Here is a 16,281-nt window from a genome sequence, read left to right as displayed (position 1 = left end):
CCCTCCGGGAGCGATTATCGGGGCCTGCCGGCTTGTGCTGTCGGTCGGGCCCGGCCGGGTACGGTCCACCGGCCCCCAGCATCGTAGCGATGCGCTGCCGCTGGGCTTAGCCGGGGCCTACCTGTGTGATCAAAGTGGCACGCAGATGGGGGTACTCGGAGGCTAATGGGGTGGTCTCGACGCTTATGTGCCGACTACAGCCCCGCGCCCCTGAGGGAGGACACCAACCGGCCCCTCGCGATGCGGCGGAGTTCCTCTGCCGCCACCACTCGCTCGTCCTCCGGATCGTTTGTCAATCGTGACCGGATGCCTGCCAGTGCATGGTCCAAGGCCTCAGCGGCGGGCAGGCCGTCCAGGCAGATGACGAAGGCGTGGCCGAAGCGGGCCGCGTAGGCAGCCTGGGCTGCGTCCATGGCCATGTGGGCTGCCGAATACGCCCCCTCGGGCACCACGGGGAGCTTCTCGGCCGCCAGGGCCTCGGAGAGATCCGACACGGTCAGGTCGTACGCCGCCTCGTCCGACGCGGCCAGCAGCGCTTCCACGGTCGGATAGGGGCGGTGGGCCGTGACCCGCTCCGCCCAGCGGAGGCTGCGCAGGCAGTCCAGGAGAAGGAGCCTGGCCTCGTCGGCGGGCGCGATGTTGAAGGCGTCCAGGACGGTGGGCAGGCACGGTATGGCCAGTCGGCCAGGAGAATGTGTGGGCGTCACGTGTGTTTCGGCAGGGGAAGCTGTGAGCGGTGTGACGTTACGTTATCGAGAGTGGACATGATCTGTCCGACGGATGCCCGAATTTCACCCGCACGGGGGAGTTTCGGTACGGGTCCGGGACGCGGTCCTCACTCACAAGGCCCTAGGTTGGCGATGTGAGCCAGCACAGGAAGCGAACGGAGAAGCAGGCACGAGGGCTGATCGTCGGGGCGGTCGCCGTCACCGTCGCGGCCGGGGTGGGTCTCGGTCTGTGGGCGGGCAGTGACAGCGGCCCGGCCGGATCGGCCCGGTCCCAGGCCGAGTCACCCATGGGCGGCAGAGTGGAAGGCGCGCCGACCCCTTCGAGGGCCCCGAGCCCGACCCCCAGCCCCACCCGGTCGTACCCCCTGTCCAGCACACCCCGCACCATCCCGGCCGTGCGCGTCCACACCCCGGAGCGCGGTCCCGGTTGGCGTCCCGCCCCCGGCCGGCGCGTGGTCGTGAACAACGCCGGCCTCGCCGACGAAGGGCGTCTCCTCGCCGGTGAGCTGGGGCTGACGTACGCCGGGCGGAAGGACGACATACGCGCCGGGGACGTACGCCTCTCGGTCAATGCCGGGAAGGGCGCGAACCCGGAGTCGTACCGCATGACCGTGCGCGGCGGGCGGGTCGCCATCAGCGGGCCGGACGACGCGGGGGTGTTCTACGGCACCCGCACGCTCAAGCAGGCGGTGCACGGTGGCGCCACGGCGCCGGAGGGCGTCGTGCGCGACGAGCCCGCCAAGCCGGTGCGCGGGTTCCTCCTGGACATCGCGCGCAAGAACTTCACGGCCGGCTGGATCGAGGACCGGGTCCGGGAGCTGGGCGACCTGAAGTTCAACCGGCTCCAGCTGCACTTCTCCGACGACCAGGCGTGGCGGATCGAGTCCGACTCGCACCCGGAGATCGTGTCGAGGGAGCACCTGACCAAGGCGCAGGTGAAGAGGATCGTCGCCCTCGCGGCGCAGCGGCACATCACCGTCGTACCGGAGATCGACTCGCCCGGACACCTGGGGGCCGTCATCGCCGCCCACCCGGAGCTCCAGCTGCGCAGCGGGGCGGGGAACGTGGCGCGCGGGGCCGTCGACATCTCCAACCCCGCTTCCGCCAAGATCGTCGACGACCTGCTGAACGAGTACGCCGGCCTTTTCCCCGGCGCCGACTGGCACCTCGGCGGCGACGAGTACCGCGCGCTCATGGTGTCCGACCCGGAGGCGACCTACCCGCAGCTCGCCGCCGCCGCCAGGGAGGCCTACGGCGCCGGCGCCACCGTCGAGGACCTGACCACGGGCTGGCTCAACGACCGCGCCGACACCGTCCGGGCGCACGGCCGGGCCCCGATCGCGTGGAACGACGGATTCTTCCGGGGGACGTCCGTCCGCGCCGCCGACGACATCCGGGTGGGGTACTGGACGGGCAAGGAGATAGGCGCCCGGCAGCCGGTGGAGTATCTGAGCGCGGGGCGCAAGGTCGTCAACTACAACGACAAGTTCCTCTACTACGTCCTCGGGCAGCCCAACCAGTTCTACTATCCGACGGGACAGCGGATCTACGAGGAGTGGACCCCGCGAGTCATCCGCGGAACGACACCCGTCCCCTCGAAGTACGACAGCCAGATCCTCGGCGGCTACTTCGCGGTGTGGTGCGACTTCCCGAACGCGCAGACGCAGGACCAGGTCGCGACAGGCATCCGGATGCCGCTGCGGGCGACCGTGCAGAAGCTGTGGGATCCGGGGAAGCCCGCCCTGACCTGGACGCGGTTCAAGGCGCTCGCGGACCGGCTGAGCTGAGGAACCGCGGATTCCTGTGGACGTACGGGGCCGTCGAACCGTATGTTCCGCATGCCGCGCGTGAGGCTCTGGGGAGAACCCGCGCGGTCTGCTGATCATCCGCACCTCGGGGGGACCTCACCATGCTCTGTACGCGCTGCCTGCATGCCGAAGCGGCACCGGACGGCGTTCTGTGCGCCGGGTGCGCCACGCCCGCCGGGTTCGCGGCCCCGCCGGCCGGTGTCACACCGAAGATCTGGCTGCGCTCGCCGGTGGGGCTCGGGCGCGCCACCGCGGTACTGCTCGGAGTGATGGCGGCCGTCGACGCGTTCGCCCTCGGCGCGGACTTCCTCATGTACGACGTCACGGGCGACCTCGCCGTGGGAGACACCGGGGGCGCCGTACTGGACCGGGCCGACCTGGCGGACACACTCACCGGCGTGGCCGGTGCCGCCCAGGGGCTCATGCTGGTCGTCTGCGCCGTCGTCTTCGTGATCTGGCTGTGGCGGGTCCGGCGCAACGCCGAGGTGTTCGCCCCGGACGGACACCACAAGGCGCGGGCCTGGGTGATCGCCGGCTGGGTCGTGCCGATCGCGAGCCTGTGGTACCCGCGCCGGGTCGTGGTCGACATCTGGGACGCGAGCAGCACGGGGGACAAGCCCGGCGGGCATGCCCTGATCAACGTCTGGTGGACGCTGTGGCTCCTCTCCCAGACCATCGGGCGGGTCCTGTACACCGCGTTCGAGGAGGCCGACACCTCCCAGGAGATCCGCGACTCCATGACGCAGCTGATGGTCGCCGACGGTCTCGACCTCGTGGCCGCCCTGGTCGCCGCCGCCGTCGTGCTCCGGCTCACCCGGATGCAGGACGAGAAGGCCCGCCAGGGACCCGCGGTGCCCGTCGCCGTATGACGGATTTGGTCCATCCTGCTGCGAACTGCCGTACGAATGTGGTGTATTCGGGCCCGAGCCGTACCGAGCAGCCAGGGGGACCGGGGATGGGCTACTGGGGTTACTTCGTCGTGGGCCGCGGGGAGCGGCCGCTCGCCGAACTGGACGCGCTGGCCGGAGCCGAGGGCATGGTCCTACGCGAGTCGGCGCCCGACGGATGGCAGGTCTGGGAGTACGCGAACGGCGAGGGCGATGTCGGCAACATGAACGCCCTTGCCCTGGAGAGTGGTTCGCCCGCGCTCTTCGGATACGTCATGGACAGTGCGTCGGTCGTCCTGGAGGCGGCCGGGCCGGAGAGCGGGGCCTGGACGACCTGTCTGGCCCGTTCCGCCATGGCCGAGTACATCGGGGGCGGCGAGGAGGGGCTGACCCTGGAGGACTACTTCCTCGAACCCCGGGACGCGGCCGCGCGGGCCGTCGCCTGGGCGGCGGAGGCGGGCCGCGAGGTGGCCGAGGAGCCATTGCTCGACGTACTGAGCGCCGATCCCGACCCGTTGGCCGAAAACCTCTTCTTCCGTATGCTCGACCGGCTCGGTGTGGTGCCCCTGTGACACTCCCGGGCCATTGCGCGCAGTAAGGGGAAGTGCGGGTTCCGTTAGGGGATACCGCTCGGCGAGGGAGGCGTGGATGAGTCTGGTGGAGCTGATCGGCCAGGCCGACGAACGCGGACTGGCCGCCAGCGGGTTGGCTTGTTTGGATCGCTGTGTACCGCTGCTCGGTGGCGACGACGAGGTTCTCCGGCCCCTGTGGGCGGGGCTCGCGGAGGACGCCGGGGCCGCGGAGTGGGGCGAACGGCTGGAGCAGGTGCGGGGGAAACTGGGCGGCGAGTTCGGAGCGGCCGACGGAGGCGGCGGGGAGCCGGACGCGGGTGGCTCCGGCGACTTCTCCGGTTCCGGCTCCGGTTCCGGTTCCGGCTCCGGTGAGGACGAGGCCGTGCTGCTGGCCCGCCGGATGCTCGCCGCCGCGCCGGTGGAACGGTCCGCCGCCGGGGTACGGGTGTGGGCCGACGCCTGCTCGGTCGCCGCGCTCCGGATCCACGGGCTGCTCGACCCCCTGACGGGCGCCGGCGACTCGGTCGACGCCCGCCGCGAGGGCCGTACGGAGGGCATGTCTCCCCTCGTCGCCGCCGAACTGCGCCGCCAGATCACCGTCCTGGAACTCCTCGCCGGCCACGGCCCGGCAGGCCTGCGTCCGGCCCTGGAGGTGTCGACGGAAGGCCGCCGGGTGCTGCGCGCGGTGGTGTCCCGGAGGAGCCGGCGGCGAGGGTGACGGAGGGCGGCCCGGTGGAGGAGCGGCTCACTGGACGAGCCACTTGACCACCGCGTCCCCGTACCGCGCCGTCTGGTCGTAGAACGCCGTCAGATCCCGGTGCGCCGCCGCGAACACCCCCCGCGCCTCCCGTTCCGCGGCCGCACCGCCGTGTCTCGGCAGCAACTCCTCGCGGACGACCAGCCACAGGGCCTCGAAGTCGGCCGAACCGAGGTACGCCGAGACACGGTTCGCCCGTGCCGCCGTCAGGAGCAGGAACGGGGGCTTGTCGTGGTCGCCCGGGTAGACCGGCAGCCCGCCGAGGACCACCTCGGCGCCGGCGTAGAGGAGTTCGTGGTCCAGGTAGGACTTGTCCAGCACCTCCTCCCGGTGCCGTCCGATGCGTTCGCGGACGGCGTCCCAGTCGTCCTCGAACAGCCGTTGCATCCAGTTCGCGCTGTTGCGCAGTGCCGAGGGCGGCACCGCGCGGAGATGGAAGTAGTCACTCATCAGAGACAGGAGCGCAGCGGAGGGCCGAATCGTCACTCCGGCGTCAACCTCGCGACGGAGAGGGTCCTGTGACCGTCCGGAGAGGGATACGGCGAAGGTGGGTCGGTCCTGCACCGGTCCGCGCGAAGGCCCCGATCCGGGTGACGAAACACCTCGCTGACACGCTTTCCCCAAGTGATGACTGATGTGACGGCTCATACGACGGCTCATATGACGACCCGCCAGGCACCCATGCCCGCAACCAGGCCCTCCGCCGCAACCAGGCCCTCCGCCGCGACCAAGCCCGTGCGCTGGGCGGCCGACGCGGTGTCGGCCCTGCGCGAGGGCGCACGCGTCCGGCTCGACTACTCGGCGCAGAGCCTGTGGCGCGTCGACCGGCTGATCGAGGAGATACGGCGGGAGGGGGCGCCGTACGCCGCCGTGGAGACCGTGCTGCGCGGGCTCGGCGCCTACGCCGGTGAGGTCGTCGTCCGCCAGGCCGGTGCCGAGTGGTGGACGAGCGGCGGCGACCACTGGGTCCGCACCCCCGACGGACGGCTGTGGGACCCGGTGGACGAGGCCCGCCGCTGCTTCGCGGGGGACGGCTCGCTGCGACTGCTGTGCCGGGACGCGACGGGCGCCGTGCGGAGCTGACCGCGGAGGCGGCGGCACCCGAGGCAAAAACACCGTAATAAGAGACGCTGCCGTTCCCAAGGGAGCGGCGGCAGGCGCACGATGGGGTCATGGCCGACAACCGTCGTTGGTGGGCGCTGGTCGTCATCGCGCTCGCCCAGTTGATGGTCGTGCTGGACATGACCATCGTCAACATCGCCCTGCCGTCCGCCCAGGCCGACCTGAACATGTCGGACGGGAACAGGCAGTGGGTCATTACCGCCTACACCCTCGCCTTCGGCGGACTGCTGCTGCTCGGCGGCCGGATCGCCGACCTCGCCGGGCGCAAGACCACCTTCATGATCGGGCTCGTCGGCTTCGCCGCCGCCTCCGCGCTCGGCGGGGCCGCGACGGGGCAGGGGATGCTGTTCGGGGCGCGGGCCCTGCAGGGCGTGTTCGCCGCACTGCTCGCACCGGCCGCGCTGTCGCTGCTCGCGACGACGTTCACCGATCCCAAGGACCGCGCGAAGGCCTTCGGGGTGTTCGGGGCGATCGTCGGGGCGGGCGCCGCGATCGGGCTGCTCGCGGGCGGTCTGCTCACCGAGTATCTGGACTGGCGCTGGTGTCTGTACGTCAACGTGCCCATCGCGCTGGTCGCGTTCGCGGGCGCGTGGGCGATCCTCGCGCCCGGCGGACGGCACCCCGACGCCCATCTCGACGTGCCGGGCGCGCTGCTCGGCTCGGGCGGCATGGTGTCCCTGGTGTACGGCTTCTCCGAGGCGGCGTCCCGGGGTTGGGACGACGGGCTGGTGGTGACCCTGCTGGTCGCCGGAGTTGTGCTGCTCGCCGCCTTCGCGGTGTGGCAGACCCGGGCGCGGGTGCCGTTGCTGCCGATGTCGGTGGTCAAGGACAGGCAGCGCGTCGGCGCCTTCCTGACCGTGCTGTTCGTCACCGTCGGGATGTTCGGCGTGTTCCTCTTCCTGACCTACTACCTGCAGGGCGTCCTTGGATGGTCGCCGCTGAAGACCGGGCTCGCGTATCTGCCGATGACGGCCGCGATGATCGTCGGCTCGACGCAGATCGCCGCACGGCTGCTGAGCAGGGTGCCGCCGAGGACCTTGATCGTGCCCGGACTGCTCGTGGCCGCGGGCGGGTTGGCGATCATCGCGCAGGTCGGCGTCGAGCCGGCGTACACCTCGCACGTCCTGCCCGGGATGCTGATGCTGGGTCTCGGCATGAGTACGGCGATGATGACCTCCATCTCGCTGGCCACCGGCAGTGTCGCGCCGCGTGACTCGGGGGCGGCCTCGGCGACCTTCAACACGGCCCAGCAGGTGGGCGGTTCGATCGGTACGGCGCTGCTGAACACGATCGCCGCGAGTGCGACCGCGACCTACCTGACCGCGCACGCCGGACCCGGCGTCGACAAGCGGCTGCTCCAGGCCGAGGCCACGGTGCACGGCTTCAACGTGGCCACCTGGTGGGCGTTCGGGGCGCTGCTGCTGGCCGCGCTGATCGCGGGAGTCGTCGTGAACGCGGAACGGGCGCCCACTCCCCAGGGTGCGGGGGAGCGGGCGCCCGAGCCGGTGGACACGCTGGGCTGAGGCGCTACTTGATGTAGACCAGGCCGTCCGTCGTGATCGTCGGGCGGCCGCTGGTGCCCACCACCACGATCTTCACCGTGTGCTTGGCGCTGCTGGACCACGACTTGGTCCAGATCGCCTGGCGGTAGGCGGTGGTCGAGGACTTCAGGTCGACGGTCGCGACCTTGGTGCCGTCCACGTACACGTACGCCTGCCCGGAGGTGGACGCCCGCGAGACCACCCACGCGGCGGACCGGCCGGTGAACGTCCAGGTCAGGCTCGCGCCCTTGGAACCGCTGGAGTACGACTTGCCGCCGAGGTAGCTGGTGGAGGAACGCGTCGTCCAGCTGCCGGACTTGGTGGCCGAGGTCTCCTGAAGGATCATCGGCGTGTACGAGGGGGACGACGTACGGGTGTTGCCCGCGAAGTCGTACGCCTTCATCGACCAGATGCTCGCGGTACCCGGCTTGGCGGTACGGCTGGAGCTGGTGGTGGTCGGGCCGAAGGTGGCCGTCGTCGGGGACAGCAGGCTCACCTGCTTCAGGGCCTGGGAGTCGGCGGCCTTCCAGCCGAGGGTGACCGGGACGGCGGTGGTGTTGACCGTGCCGGTGCGCAGGGTGATCTTCGGGGTGGTGGAGAAGGTCGGCGCGGTGGTGTCGGTCGCGACCGTCAGCGCGGTGGTCGTCGCGGTCTTGCCGGACTGGTGCACGGCCCGTACGGCGACCTTGTGGCTGCCCGCGGCCAGGGTGGTGCCGGCCGAGGTGGCCGTACCGGACGTGGTCGCGACGACCTTGCCGTCGACCAGCAGCTCGAACTTCGAGATCAGCGAACCCGGCGTGGTGGCCGACCACTTCGCCGTGATCGCGCCCTTGGTCCAGTACGTCGAGCCGGACAGGGCCGCGCCGGTCAGCGAGGTGAGCTTCAGGCCCTGCACCGGGCCGGACGCCCAGGCGCGGATGGTCGGCAGCTGGGCGTACAGGGAGTTGCCCGGGCACTCGGTGGCGTAGCCGTCGCGGTGGCCGGAGATCCGGTTGAAGGTGTAGAGACTGCCCCCGGTGAAGCTCGTACCGGCGAGGTTCTTCTGGGTCGCGCCCGCCTTCAGCTGGACCGTCGAGTTGGGGTCGACGCCGTACTGGCCGAGCTTCCAGGCCGCGATCCGGGCGACCGAGGTGAGGGCGGCGTTCGAGGCGCCCGCGGCGGTGTAGTTGCCGAGGATCGCGATGCCGGTGGACTCACGGTTCCAGCCGTAGGTGTGCGCGCCGAGGACCGGCAGGGCCACGCCGCCCTTGCGGCCCTCGAAGATGGTGCCGCACTTGTCGACGAGGAAGTTGTAGCCGATGTCGTTCCAGCCGTTGGTCTGCGTGTGGTACGCGTAGATGCCGCGCACGATCGCCGCGGAGTCGGCGCACGAGTAGTCGTTGGAGCCGTCCGTGTGGTGCACGAAGACGGCCTTCACATCGGCGTTGTACTCCGACGGGTCGGGGCTGAGCGACTCGTCGGCGCCCCAGCCGGCGCGGGAGACCATCGAGGGCTCGGGGACCGTCGACGGGGGCGCGGTGGGGATGGTGGCGGTGGGCGTGGGGGTCGGCGTCGGGGAGGCGGTGACCGAAGCGGACGCCGAAGCCGAAGCCGACTCGGAAGCCGAAGCGGAGACCGTGGCCGTCGGTGACGTCGAGTCGGTCGGTGACGTCGAGTCGGTCGGCGACGTCGAGTCGGTCGGAGTCGGTGTCGGCGTCTCGTCCGCGGCGAACGCCGCCGGGTCCGTGTCGTCGCCGGCGTTCTTCTGCTCGGCGGCGGTCGCGATGCCCGGGTCGACGAGGTTGACCTCAAGTCCCTTGGGAAGTCCGGCACTTGTGGTGCCGTCCTCGTGGACGACCTGCGCCTGCACGCCGTCCGAGGGACCGACCCACAGCGGTTCGGACGCGCCGCGGGCGCCGCTGCGCTCCTCGGGGTCCTCCGGCGGGTCGATGTTCGTCTCCAGGTCCTGCCAGGCGGTCCACTCGCCCGTGTCGCTGCTGCGGGTACGGACCTGCGCCTTGCCCTCCAGCGGTTTGGTCACCCCCGTCCAGGAGACACCGAGCAGCGAGAACTCCTTGGTCTCGGTGCGCGGCAGCTCCCGCTTGCCGGCCGCGGTGCCCTTCAGCGTCAGGTCGTAGACCTTCACCGGCCGCTTGGGCTGCACGTCCCCCGCGGCGTCGTTCGACGGACTGGCGGCGGCGTAGGTCGCGATGCCGCCGCCTCCCAGAACCACCGCGCCGAGTGTCAGCCACGCCCTCCGCTTCATGCTGAGCGGTCTGTACGCACGGCTTTTTCGACGACTCACTACCCCACCCCTGAATTTGGTCACAGAAACACCACCTGTCACACAGGTGGCATCTACACAGCGTACGAACACTGCCAGGTGTCACAGGTGTTCGAGGCTGGGTGCCCGGTATGTCCAAGCTGCTGTGACACTTCCGTGAGGTCCGGCGCTGTTGACCGTGGGGGACATGGGCAAGGGTGTGACCGCGCCGAACGGTGCGGAATCGCCACGAACCGGTACGGACAGGAAAGTTCTTGGGCCAGGGAGGGGAACCCCGCCGCGTGCAGGCGTACGACGGGGAACTGGGCGCGGCCGTCGCGCTGGCCCAGGAGGGCGACGAGGCCGCCTTCGCGGTCGCCTACCGGCTGGTGCAGCCCGGACTGCTCGGGTATCTGCGCGGGCTGGTCGGGGAGGACGCGGAGGACGTGGCGTCGGACGCCTGGCTGGAGATCGCCCGGGACCTGGGCCGGTTCAGGGGTGACGGGGCGGGCTTCCGCGGCTGGACCGCGACCATCGCCCGGCACCGGGCCCTGGACCATCTGCGCCGGCAGCGGGTGCGGCCCCGGTCGGCGGCGCTGGAGCAGGACATGCTGGACCTGCCCGGCCCGCACAGCACCCACGACCAGGCGCTGGAGTCCCTCTCCACCGAGTACGCCCTCGAACTGGTCCGGGGGCTCCCGCGCGACCAGGCAGAGGCGGTGTTGCTGCGGGTCGTCGTCGGACTGGACGGTCCCGCGGCCGCCCGCGTCCTCGGCAAGCGCCCCGGCGCGGTGCGTACCGCGGCGTACCGGGGGCTGAAGCGGCTGGCGCACCAGTTGGGCGCCGAGAGTGTGACGGATGATGGCCCCCGGACGCTGGGGGAGTCGACATGACAGGCGAGGACGCCACGTCGGACAGGGATGGACACGGCATGGGTGACGAACGGAGCGGCGATGCCTCCGGCCGTCGGCATGCGCGCCGGGAGGAGACCCTGCGGGGCCGGCCGGCACGGGATGGGCGGCCGCCGTACGACGAGGCTGCCCACGATGACGGTCCCCTCAAGGCCCTGCTCGTCGCGGCCCTCCGTGGGGAGTCCGACGGCGAGGGGGAGTTGCGGGCCGTGGCCGCCTTCCGGGCGGAGCGGGACGCCGGGGCGCACCGGGCGCGGACCCGGCGGCGGGACGACTGGCGGCCCCGCTCGCAGCGGCGCCGGGCACGTTCGCTGAAGGCGACGCTCTCGGTGCTCCTCGCGAGTCTCACCCTCGGCGGTGTCGCCTACGCGGCGATCGACTCGGCGGGCAGTGGTGGGGCCAAGGGCGCGACGGGCGGGAAGGACGTACGCCCGAGCGTCTCGGCGAGCACCCCGGCCGATTCGCACAGCAGCGCGAGGCCGACCCCGTCCGCCCCGGCCGAGCGCCCGCCCACCGCGAAGGACACCCTGGCCCGCTGCCGCGCCTACGAAAACCTCCGGGGCCGGGGCAAGGCACTGGACTCCACGGCGTACCAGCGGCTCGTGACGGCGGCCGGCGGCGAGGGGAACGTGCGCGCTTACTGCGCCAAACTGACGGGCACGGACGCGGGGACGGCCGGCGCGAATGACGCGGGCGGTGCGGGGGCCGCAGGTGACGCGGGGGCCGCGGGTGACGCGGGTGGCGCGAAACCGGGGAAGCAGACGGCCGGGGCGAGCGACCCCCAGAACGCGGACAAGAACAAGTCCGGGAAGCAGTGACCCGTCGCGGCCGAGTCCCGCTGACCGCGTTCAGCCCGCTCAGCCTGCGGCGATGACAGCCTGGATCAGGATCTCCGGTTGGACCGCGCCAGAGCCGACCGGCGGAGCCGTAGACGCCGCGGAGACGGCCGGGGCCGCCACCCCCCACAGGAGAGGCCCCGGCCGTCGCGCGGTACGGGCCGCGCGGCGGCCCGTACTTCCTTCAGCGCCAAGAGTGCGGTTTCTGTCACACCCTGCAGAGCCCGCCACGGATCACGAGGTAGTTGCATTTTGTACGGACATGGACGAGCAGCGGTTTCAGGTCGTAACGTGCCTTTCGCGCCGGGCGCGGAAGTTGAATGATCAGCGCGACTCTCGAGCGATCACCACAACCCCTCGACGGCTCGAAGTGGCGACCATCGATCGCGACCATGTATTGAGGATTCACGGGTGCTGGGGGACGACGCGGAGTTGACTGCCGCGGTGCTTGCGGCACAGGACGGGAACGAGACCGCGTTCCGGACTGTGTACCGCGCGGTGCACCCGCGGCTGCTCGGATACGTCCGGACGCTGGTCGGTGACCCGGACGCCGAGGACGTGGCCTCCGAGGCCTGGCTCCAGATAGCCCGTGACCTGGACCGGTTCGACGGGGACGCGGACCGCTTCCGCGGCTGGGCCGCACGGATAGCCCGCAACCGCGCCCTCGACCACATCCGGATGCGCGGCCGCCGGCCCGCCATCGGCGGCGACGAGACCGAGCTGACCGGAAAGCCCGCCGAGTCGGACACCGCGGGCGAGGCCATCGAGGCGCTGGCCACCGGCAGCACCCTCTCGCTCATCGCCCGGCTGCCCCAGGACCAGGCCGAGGCGGTCGTGCTGCGCGTGGTGGTCGGCCTGGATGCCAAGACCGCCGCCGAGACCCTCGGCAAGCGTCCCGGCGCGGTACGCACGGCCGCGCACCGAGGTCTGAAACGGCTCGCCGAGCTCCTCGGCGAGGATCCGGAATCGGCCGGTGCGCTCGATGCCCTGCCGCCCCAGCGAGAACCGCAGGACAGTGCGGTGACGTCCGCGAGTGTGACGCATATGCGTCCGCGGACGCAGAAGGACATGTGATGGCCGACGAGAGCTACGGGTGGCTGGACCTCGAGACAGCGGAGCGGTTGCTGCGCGGCGAGTCACTGGAAGCTGTCGACGCGGCCGACCGCGACCACGCCGAACGCCTCGCGAAAACGCTGGAGGCGCTGACCGCGGAACCCGCGCCGACCAGCGGCGGACTTCCCGGCGAGGAGGCCGCGCTGGCCGCGTTCCGCAAGGTGCGCTCGGATCGTGCGGACGACTGGGTGAGCCCGGTCGCCCGGGGCCGGCACCGGTCCGGAGCAGGCCGCACCGATGCCGGTGTCGTGCGGATCGGCGCACCGGACGCGGGGGCCGGCCGTCCCCGCCGGCGGCGCCCCACGCACCTCGGACTGGCCGCCGTACTGGCCGCGAGCATGGTCGGCGGAGTGGCCGTCGCGGCCGGAATCGGAGTCCTGCCGCACCTCGGGGACGGCGAACCGGAACCCGCCGCGTCGGTGTCGGCCGCCGCCACCCCGGACACCCCGCTCGTCTCGCCCTCGGCCCCTCAGGTCGCGCCCTCGCCCGAGAACTCCCCCTCCGGCGGGGCCGGCTCCCGGGACACGGCACGCGGCGACACCGGCGCGGCCCCCGACACGGGCTCCGAAGGCCCGGGCGTACGACCCCGCAGGGACTGGAACGGATCCGCCTCGGCCTGCCGGGACATGCGCGACGGCAAGAACCTCGACCCCACCCGCAAGCGTGCCCTGGAGGACGCGGCGGGCGGCACCTCGCGGGTGTGGAAGTACTGCCGGGGTGTCCTGTCCGGCGCCGACACCCGGGGCGAGGCCCAGTCCGCCCCCGGCGACCGCACGGGCGACGGCAAGGGCGACGGCAAGGGCGAGGACACCGGCAGCAGCGAGGACAACGACAAGAGCGGCCACGGCGACCGGAACGGCCACGGCCACAACGACAGCCGGTTCACGTCCCCTCGCAAGAACCACCACGCCCCCGACGGCGGCACCTCCGACGCCCCGCTCGCCTCGCCCCGGGCAACGATGTCACCGAACCCGGGGCCGAGCCCGTCGTACAGCGCGATCTGACCGCTCGCCCCATAGCTGACCTGCACTTTTCTCACCCACCGCGGTTTCGGTCGCGGTGGGTGTGACGTTTTCGGCCGCTGTAGCGCAGTACTGAGTGAGCCGACTGGTCATCGGCCGTCGCACAGAGCCGGGGTTCCCCCCGTACCTACGGCTCGTGCACCTGGCGCGGGCGGGACACGTTCCCCCGGTCCCGTCCGCGCCCCTAACTCCTCCTCGCGGAACTCACCAGTGGACGACGACCTTGTCGCCGTTCCGTACCTGGGCGAACAGGCCGGCGATCGCCGCCTCGTCCCGCACATTGACGCAGCCGTGCGAGGCACCCGCGTATCCGTGGGCCGCGAAGTCGGCCGAGTAGTGCACCGCCTGGCCGCCGCTGAAGAACATGGCGTACGGCATCGGCGAGTCGTAGAGCGTCGACACATGGTGCCGGGACTTCCAGTAGACGCTGAACACGCCCTCACGGGTCGGCGTCCCCACCGAGCCGAAGCGGACCGGCACGGTCCTCACCGTCCGGCCGTCGATCATCCAGCGCAGTGTCCGGCTCGTCTTGCTGATGCACAGCACCCGCCCGGTCAGACAGCGTGCGTCCGGCGCGTCGGCCGGCTGCCCGCCCATCAGATACAGCTCCCACTTGCCCGGCTCGTGCGTCATGTTCACCAGCCGCTTCCAGGTGACCGTGTCGGTCTTCCCGGTCCTCGGCAGCCCGCGCTTGCCCTGGAACCCCTCGACCGCGCGCTCGGTGAGGTCGTCGTACGACCCCGTCGGCCCGTCGTAGAGCCACGCGACCTGCCGTAGCCGGGCCTGCAACTCCCGCACATCCCGCCCGGAGTCGCCGCGCGACCACAGCACGGCGGCGGGCGCGGCGGCCGGAGCGGACGGTGTCGCACTCGGCTTCGGGTCGTCGTCCGCCGGTGGCGTACTGCGCTTCGGGACCTCGATCCGTACCGGTAGACGCCGCTTGCCGTCGCCGTCCCCGTCGGCGGTCTGCACCGTACAGCCGGAGGCCAACGCCAGGACCAGCAGTGCGGCGAACGATCTCCCCATGCCCGTAGTACGCATCCGGACCCCCTGTCGTCTCACCGGCATCCCCTGAGATGTCTCCCCCCGGACGGCCGGTTGCGAACGACCCGGCGGCGCTTCGCCCGAGACCGCAATACGGTGGTGGGCATGACGCGTGAGTCGGAGTCCGGACTGCCCATCGAACCCGTCTACGGTCCCGAGACCCTTCAGGGCTGGAGCCCCGAGGAGAAGCTCGGTGAGCCGGGCGGGTACCCCTTCACGCGGGGCGTGTATCCGTCGATGTACACGGGCCGCCCCTGGACGATGCGCCAGTACGCCGGTTTCGGCACGGCCGTGGAGTCCAACGCCCGCTACCGGCAGTTGATCGCCCACGGCACGACGGGCCTGTCGGTCGCCTTCGACCTGCCCACCCAGATGGGCCACGACTCCGACGCCCCGATCGCGCACGGCGAGGTCGGCAAGGTCGGTGTCGCGATCGACTCGATCGACGACATGCGGGTGCTGTTCGGCGGGATCCCGCTGGACCAGGTGTCGACGTCGATGACGATCAACGCCCCCGCGGCCCTTCTGCTGCTCCTGTACCAACTGGTCGCCGAGGAGCAGGGCGTCGGCGCCGACCGGCTCACCGGCACGATCCAGAACGACGTGCTGAAGGAGTACATCGCGCGCGGCACGTACATCTTCCCGCCGAAGCCGTCGCTGCGCCTGATCGCCGACATCTTCAAGTACTGCCAGGCCGAGATCCCCCGGTGGAACACGATCTCGATCTCCGGTTACCACATGGCGGAGGCCGGTGCCTCGCCCGCGCAGGAGATCGCGTTCACGCTGGCGGACGGCATTGAGTACGTGCGCACGGCGGTCGCGGCCGGCATGGACGTCGACGACTTCGCTCCGCGCCTGTCCTTCTTCTTCGTGGCGCGTACGACGATCCTGGAGGAGGTCGCCAAGTTCCGTGCGGCCCGCCGGATTTGGGCGAGGGTGATGCGGGACGAGTTCGGCGCGCGGAACCCGAAGTCCCTGATGCTCCGCTTCCACACCCAGACGGCCGGGGTCCAGCTGACGGCCCAGCAGCCGGAGGTCAACCTGGTCAGGGTCGCCGTCCAGGGCCTCGCAGCCGTCCTCGGCGGCACCCAGTCACTGCACACCAACTCCTACGACGAGGCCATCGCCCTGCCGACCGACAAGTCCGCCCGCCTGGCCCTGCGCACCCAGCAGGTGCTGGCCTACGAGACCGACGTGACGGCGACGGTCGACCCGTTCGCGGGCTCGTACGTCATCGAGAAGATGACGGACGACGTCGAGGCCGCGGCACTCGATCTGATGCGGAAGGTCGAGGACCTCGGCGGTGCGGTCGCCGCCATCGAGCACGGCTTCCAGAAGAACGAGATCGAGCACAACGCCTACCGCATCGCCCAGGAAACCGACTCGGGCGAGCGGGTGGTCGTGGGTGTCAACCGCTTCCAGCTTGACGAGGAGGAGCCCTACGAGCCCCTTCGCGTCGACCCCGCCATCGAGGCCCAGCAGGCGGAGCGGCTGGCCCGACTCCGTGCCGAGCGCGACCGGTCCGCGGTGGACTCGGCCCTCGCCGCCCTGAAGAAGGCCGCCGAGGGCGAGGACAACGTCCTCCACCCGATGAAGGACGCGCTCAAGGCCCGCGCGACGGTGGGCGAGGTGTGCAACGCGCTGCGCGAGGTGTGGGGCACCTATGTCCCGTCGGACGCGTTCTGAGTGCGACACTCG

At 71.4% G+C, this 16,281-nt stretch carries 15 protein-coding genes; 11 read left to right on the top strand and 4 right to left on the bottom strand.

Going from position 1 to position 16,281, the window contains the following annotated elements:
- Nucleotides 1-194: 194 nt before the first annotated feature.
- Nucleotides 195-707, bottom strand: a complete 513-nt coding sequence (locus M2157_RS19045) for a 2-oxo-4-hydroxy-4-carboxy-5-ureidoimidazoline decarboxylase (protein ID WP_280862965.1) — start codon at nucleotides 705-707, stop codon at nucleotides 195-197.
- 155 nt (nucleotides 708-862) lie between these two features.
- Here M2157_RS19045 and M2157_RS19040 point away from each other — a divergent pair, with 155 nt between their 5' ends.
- The 4 genes from M2157_RS19040 (at nucleotide 863) to M2157_RS19025 (ending at nucleotide 4,713) form a co-directional block, all read left to right on the top strand.
- Nucleotides 863-2,515 (top strand): glycoside hydrolase family 20 protein, encoded by a 1,653-nt coding sequence (locus M2157_RS19040; protein ID WP_280865794.1) that lies wholly within the window; start codon nucleotides 863-865, stop codon nucleotides 2,513-2,515.
- Between the two features lie 122 nt (nucleotides 2,516-2,637).
- Nucleotides 2,638-3,405, top strand: coding sequence for a DUF4328 domain-containing protein (locus M2157_RS19035; protein ID WP_280862963.1), 768 nt, complete (start codon nucleotides 2,638-2,640; stop codon nucleotides 3,403-3,405).
- 86 nt (nucleotides 3,406-3,491) lie between these two features.
- Nucleotides 3,492-3,995: a hypothetical protein gene (locus tag M2157_RS19030; RefSeq protein WP_280862962.1), complete on the top strand. Its 504-nt coding sequence runs from the start codon at nucleotides 3,492-3,494 to the stop codon at nucleotides 3,993-3,995.
- A 76-nt stretch (nucleotides 3,996-4,071) separates the two neighbouring features.
- Nucleotides 4,072-4,713, top strand: coding sequence for a hypothetical protein (locus M2157_RS19025; RefSeq protein ID WP_280865793.1), 642 nt, complete (start codon nucleotides 4,072-4,074; stop codon nucleotides 4,711-4,713).
- A gap of 27 nt (nucleotides 4,714-4,740) precedes the next feature.
- On the opposite strand, the gene M2157_RS19020 is transcribed toward M2157_RS19025, so the two are convergent.
- Nucleotides 4,741-5,202, bottom strand: a complete 462-nt coding sequence (locus M2157_RS19020) for a DUF1877 domain-containing protein (protein WP_280862960.1) — start codon at nucleotides 5,200-5,202, stop codon at nucleotides 4,741-4,743.
- Nucleotides 5,203-5,412: 210 nt separating this feature from the next.
- Here M2157_RS19020 and M2157_RS19015 point away from each other — a divergent pair, with 210 nt between their 5' ends.
- Together M2157_RS19015 and M2157_RS19010 are read left to right on the top strand one after the other, a co-directional pair.
- A complete protein-coding gene (locus tag M2157_RS19015) occupies nucleotides 5,413-5,835 on the top strand; it encodes a hypothetical protein (protein ID WP_280865792.1) in 423 nt (140 codons plus the stop codon).
- An 89-nt stretch (nucleotides 5,836-5,924) separates the two neighbouring features.
- Nucleotides 5,925-7,397: an MFS transporter gene (locus tag M2157_RS19010; RefSeq protein WP_280865791.1), complete on the top strand. Its 1,473-nt coding sequence runs from the start codon at nucleotides 5,925-5,927 to the stop codon at nucleotides 7,395-7,397.
- Between the two features lie 4 nt (nucleotides 7,398-7,401).
- On the opposite strand, the gene M2157_RS19005 is transcribed toward M2157_RS19010, so the two are convergent.
- Nucleotides 7,402-9,660: a peptidoglycan recognition protein gene (locus M2157_RS19005; RefSeq protein ID WP_280865790.1), complete on the bottom strand. Its 2,259-nt coding sequence runs from the start codon at nucleotides 9,658-9,660 to the stop codon at nucleotides 7,402-7,404.
- A 272-nt stretch (nucleotides 9,661-9,932) separates the two neighbouring features.
- Between M2157_RS19005 and M2157_RS19000 the strand changes: the two genes are divergently transcribed.
- From M2157_RS19000 to M2157_RS18985, 4 genes are all read left to right on the top strand, one after another.
- Nucleotides 9,933-10,550, top strand: a complete 618-nt coding sequence (locus M2157_RS19000) for an RNA polymerase sigma factor (protein WP_280862956.1) — start codon at nucleotides 9,933-9,935, stop codon at nucleotides 10,548-10,550.
- Between the two features lie 38 nt (nucleotides 10,551-10,588).
- Nucleotides 10,589-11,386 (top strand): hypothetical protein, encoded by a 798-nt coding sequence (locus tag M2157_RS18995; protein ID WP_280865789.1) that lies wholly within the window; start codon nucleotides 10,589-10,591, stop codon nucleotides 11,384-11,386.
- A 429-nt stretch (nucleotides 11,387-11,815) separates the two neighbouring features.
- The gene (locus M2157_RS18990) at nucleotides 11,816-12,478 is read left to right on the top strand and encodes an RNA polymerase sigma factor (RefSeq protein ID WP_280862954.1); all 663 of its coding nucleotides are present in this window, start codon (nucleotides 11,816-11,818) and stop codon (nucleotides 12,476-12,478) included.
- Nucleotides 12,478-13,521, top strand: a complete 1,044-nt coding sequence (locus M2157_RS18985; RefSeq protein ID WP_280865788.1) for a hypothetical protein — start codon at nucleotides 12,478-12,480, stop codon at nucleotides 13,519-13,521. The genes M2157_RS18990 and M2157_RS18985 overlap by 1 nt, the downstream gene beginning before the upstream one ends.
- Nucleotides 13,522-13,743: 222 nt before the next feature.
- On the opposite strand, the gene M2157_RS18980 is transcribed toward M2157_RS18985, so the two are convergent.
- Nucleotides 13,744-14,565: a L,D-transpeptidase family protein gene (locus M2157_RS18980; protein ID WP_280865787.1), complete on the bottom strand. Its 822-nt coding sequence runs from the start codon at nucleotides 14,563-14,565 to the stop codon at nucleotides 13,744-13,746.
- Between the two features lie 123 nt (nucleotides 14,566-14,688).
- Between M2157_RS18980 and M2157_RS18975 the strand changes: the two genes are divergently transcribed.
- Nucleotides 14,689-16,269: a methylmalonyl-CoA mutase family protein gene (locus M2157_RS18975; RefSeq protein ID WP_280862951.1), complete on the top strand. Its 1,581-nt coding sequence runs from the start codon at nucleotides 14,689-14,691 to the stop codon at nucleotides 16,267-16,269.
- Nucleotides 16,270-16,281: the final 12 nt, after the last annotated feature.

The organism is Streptomyces sp. SAI-127 (assembly GCF_029894425.1).
GTDB lineage: Bacteria > Actinomycetota > Actinomycetes > Streptomycetales > Streptomycetaceae > Streptomyces.
This window is presented reverse-complemented; position numbering and strand designations above follow the sequence as displayed.